Origin of the sequence: Bacillus sp. 2D03, from assembly GCF_003946765.1 — a bacterium.
GTDB classification, from domain to species: domain Bacteria; phylum Bacillota; class Bacilli; order Bacillales; family Bacillaceae_G; genus Bacillus_A; species Bacillus_A cereus.
In genome coordinates this window covers 1-2,539 of sequence record NZ_RPSJ01000042.1, presented here as the reverse complement: position 1 = coordinate 2,539, position 2,539 = coordinate 1, and the positions used below count along the sequence as shown (strand labels likewise).

Here is a 2,539-nt window from a genome sequence, read left to right as displayed (position 1 = left end):
TCTCCTCCCCCCGTTGAACGGTCCTCCTACTAAAAGCCGAACTTTTTGACCGGGGGGTGTTTAAGAAACTAATTCAAAGTAAGTTTCAATAAAATCCAAAATAAAAAAGACTTCTTCACTAGAAATCTTTAGCATGTCTGTTGTAAATATTAAATTCTCTTCTTCTTGCAATCTTTCTCTAACATCATTAAGTTTAAGTCGTTTGCACTTTCTTGGGTTCACACAATCTCTTATTTGGCAGTAACGCCAGTAAGCATACTTTCGGAACTGATTAAGCATGTCGCGCTCATATGACGTACGCTCGTCCTTCTCAGCGTATTGAATCATTAAGTCAGTATCAAATGTCCAACTACCATCCACAATAATCATAGCTACCACCGTTCCTCATTCATGAACTTAGGTACCTTCTTCTCAACCTTATCTAACCGATCGTGTACTTCATTGTGACATCGAATACATAAGCATTGCAGGTTATCTAAATCCATTGCTAAGTGTGGATGTGTCTTCACTTCTTTAAGGTGATGCACATTCTCAGCAGCTTTGTATTTACCTTTTGACTTACACATCTGACATTCACAATTATCACGCTGTAAAGCCTTTAGCCTCAGCGCTCTCCATTCTTTAGACTTATAGAACTTCATAAGCTTACCTTCTCTTATGAGCTTAATATAGTCCATTGTTAACACACCGTCCTCGCTCTTATGCATCTAGGCTTGCGATTTATAACCTGTGACTTCATCACTTTATGTCTAAAATATCCATATACTTGTTTAGGTGTTGTTGGTTCATAGTCATAATCTAGGCATTGTGTAAAAGCTCTAGCCATTTCCATTATTGATTCCCAATTATCTCGAATCCAATTGCTGATTACTTTACACGCTTCATATAACTTATAGAACTCTTTTAATCTAGTCTCAATTACATCTTCCATCTCCTCAACCCTTTCTTAACTTTCTCCAAAAAAAGATATCTTCTTTGAATGTATAAACTACAATCAAAGAAAGTGTAGGACTTTTAATAATCCCGAATTTATGTAGAAAATATGAGAGCAATCCATTTTTATAATATCTCTTAGCCCATCTAATCTGAGCAATCCACATTCCTAATAGGCTCTTCATTTACTCACCCCTTATCTTTCTCTAACAAATCATCCAATAATTTTTTGGTTACACTTGTTACAGCTTCTTCCTTTTCTTCAAGTGTTGCTTTTTCTTGTAACTCATCTAACACTTGAATGACATCTGGTAACCTTTCTAATCCCACATACTGTTTTATTTTCTTTTTGCTACGAAGAGCGCGAAGGATTATTCCAATGACCATTGCTTTTTCAAGCTTATTTAATTCCACTATTCATCATCCTTTAAAATCAAATGTTCAATTCCTTTTAATCCTTCATCATCAACATGTAGAGTAACTCTTTTTAAAATTTGAATCACATCATCTAATGTTTTGATTTTATTTGGATCAATCTTGTGTGGATACGTTGATTTAAATACTATTGTTTCGTTCCCCATCATTCATCCTCCTCAAAAATAAAAAGCACCCGAATGGATGCTTTTTTAAAATAAATTATTGACCTAAAATCCCCTCAAACGCCTCATTCAAATATTCCACCAATATGCCTTCAGTGAATATTTCTTCACGGTTTTTACTGAATAGTTTTCCTTCTTGTAAAATAATTTCGTCCAAATCTTCATGTATGAATGTATCTGTTGTTTTTTTCACTTTAATAGTATTAGTACTTTCGTCCACTCTAACTCTAAATTTTACATTTTGTATTCTTAGTTCCGAATTCTCATTCGATGTAGAAATAAAGTAATCGTATCCATCTATTTGTTTTAAACTTTCTTCAATTTTTTTCATACATGGAAGTATTACCTGATTGTATTTTTCGCGTAATATCTTTTCTTCTACATCTGCAGTCACAACTACCTTTACTCTTTCAATGAATTGATCTAAACTACTCATCCGTTCCACAACCCTTTCTACATTTAATATTAAACTTATAAACCAATACAATTGTATCATGTTCAGAATTTAGAGTCTTATTGAAAATCAACAAAAGAGCAACATTGCGCTACTTATTCTTCCTTCAAAATATGAATACGGTAAATGAAGTTTTATCCTTCTTCCAATCACCTAATGTTGCCCCATCAAACCGCTCGTACATTATTAAGTAACTGGAAGAAGAGCAAAAGCTCTCCTTATTAACGGTGACATTCAATCAGTACCATCTGCTGGTTTCGGATTTTATGTGCCGTCATTATGAAGCCGTTTAGAAATTTAGAAACAACATAGTGAGTTGTGTTTTCCGCCACTTCTCACAATACAAATATATCATGTTAAAAACCAAAACGTGTCCGTAAATCGTTCGCAAATAGTCCGCAGATAGTTCACAAATAGTTCGCGTTTTTTATTTATGCATTTTTTTACATCGTTTTTCAGCCTCTTTTCGCATAGTTTTGAATAAATATGTTCTTTAATCCTAGGAAATGAATTAGCTATAATCTGGATTGTGTTAAATTCACCTATTCCGTTT

5 protein-coding genes are annotated in these 2,539 nt (G+C 33.8%); all 5 read right to left on the bottom strand.

The window, feature by feature from the left end:
• Window positions 1–60: 60 nt before the first annotated feature.
• The 5 genes from EBQ15_RS30870 to EBQ15_RS30845 all read right to left on the bottom strand — a co-directional run bounded on the left by EBQ15_RS30870 (window position 61) and on the right by EBQ15_RS30845 (window position 1,968).
• Window positions 61–369: a hypothetical protein gene (locus EBQ15_RS30870; protein WP_000587661.1), complete on the bottom strand. Its 309-nt coding sequence runs from the start codon at window positions 367–369 to the stop codon at window positions 61–63.
• Window positions 370–371: 2 nt separating this feature from the next.
• On the bottom strand, window positions 372–641 hold the full coding sequence (locus EBQ15_RS31390; RefSeq protein ID WP_229172754.1) for an HNH endonuclease: 270 nt from the start codon (window positions 639–641) through the stop codon (window positions 372–374).
• A gap of 481 nt (window positions 642–1,122) precedes the next feature.
• Window positions 1,123–1,347, bottom strand: a complete 225-nt coding sequence (locus tag EBQ15_RS30850) for a hypothetical protein (RefSeq protein WP_000422426.1) — start codon at window positions 1,345–1,347, stop codon at window positions 1,123–1,125.
• Window positions 1,347–1,514: a hypothetical protein gene (locus tag EBQ15_RS31385; RefSeq protein ID WP_000526239.1), complete on the bottom strand. Its 168-nt coding sequence runs from the start codon at window positions 1,512–1,514 to the stop codon at window positions 1,347–1,349. The genes EBQ15_RS30850 and EBQ15_RS31385 overlap by 1 nt, the downstream gene beginning before the upstream one ends.
• A gap of 55 nt (window positions 1,515–1,569) precedes the next feature.
• Window positions 1,570–1,968 carry a DUF3942 family protein gene (locus EBQ15_RS30845; protein ID WP_000096322.1) on the bottom strand — a complete coding sequence of 133 codons (399 nt, stop codon included), beginning with the start codon at window positions 1,966–1,968 and terminating at the stop codon, window positions 1,570–1,572.
• Window positions 1,969–2,539 lie beyond the last annotated feature (571 nt).

Bases quoted from the DNA above. Each gene is read 5' to 3' on its own strand.
- EBQ15_RS30845 (WP_000096322.1), bottom strand. From the start codon at position 1,968: ATGAGTAGTTTAGATCAATTCATTGAAAGAGTAAAGGTAGTTGTGACT.
- EBQ15_RS30870 (WP_000587661.1), bottom strand. From the start codon at position 369: ATGATTATTGTGGATGGTAGTTGGACATTTGATACTGACTTAATGATT.
- EBQ15_RS31385 (WP_000526239.1), bottom strand. From the start codon at position 1,514: ATGGGGAACGAAACAATAGTATTTAAATCAACGTATCCACACAAGATT.
- EBQ15_RS31390 (WP_229172754.1), bottom strand. From the start codon at position 641: ATGAAGTTCTATAAGTCTAAAGAATGGAGAGCGCTGAGGCTAAAGGCT.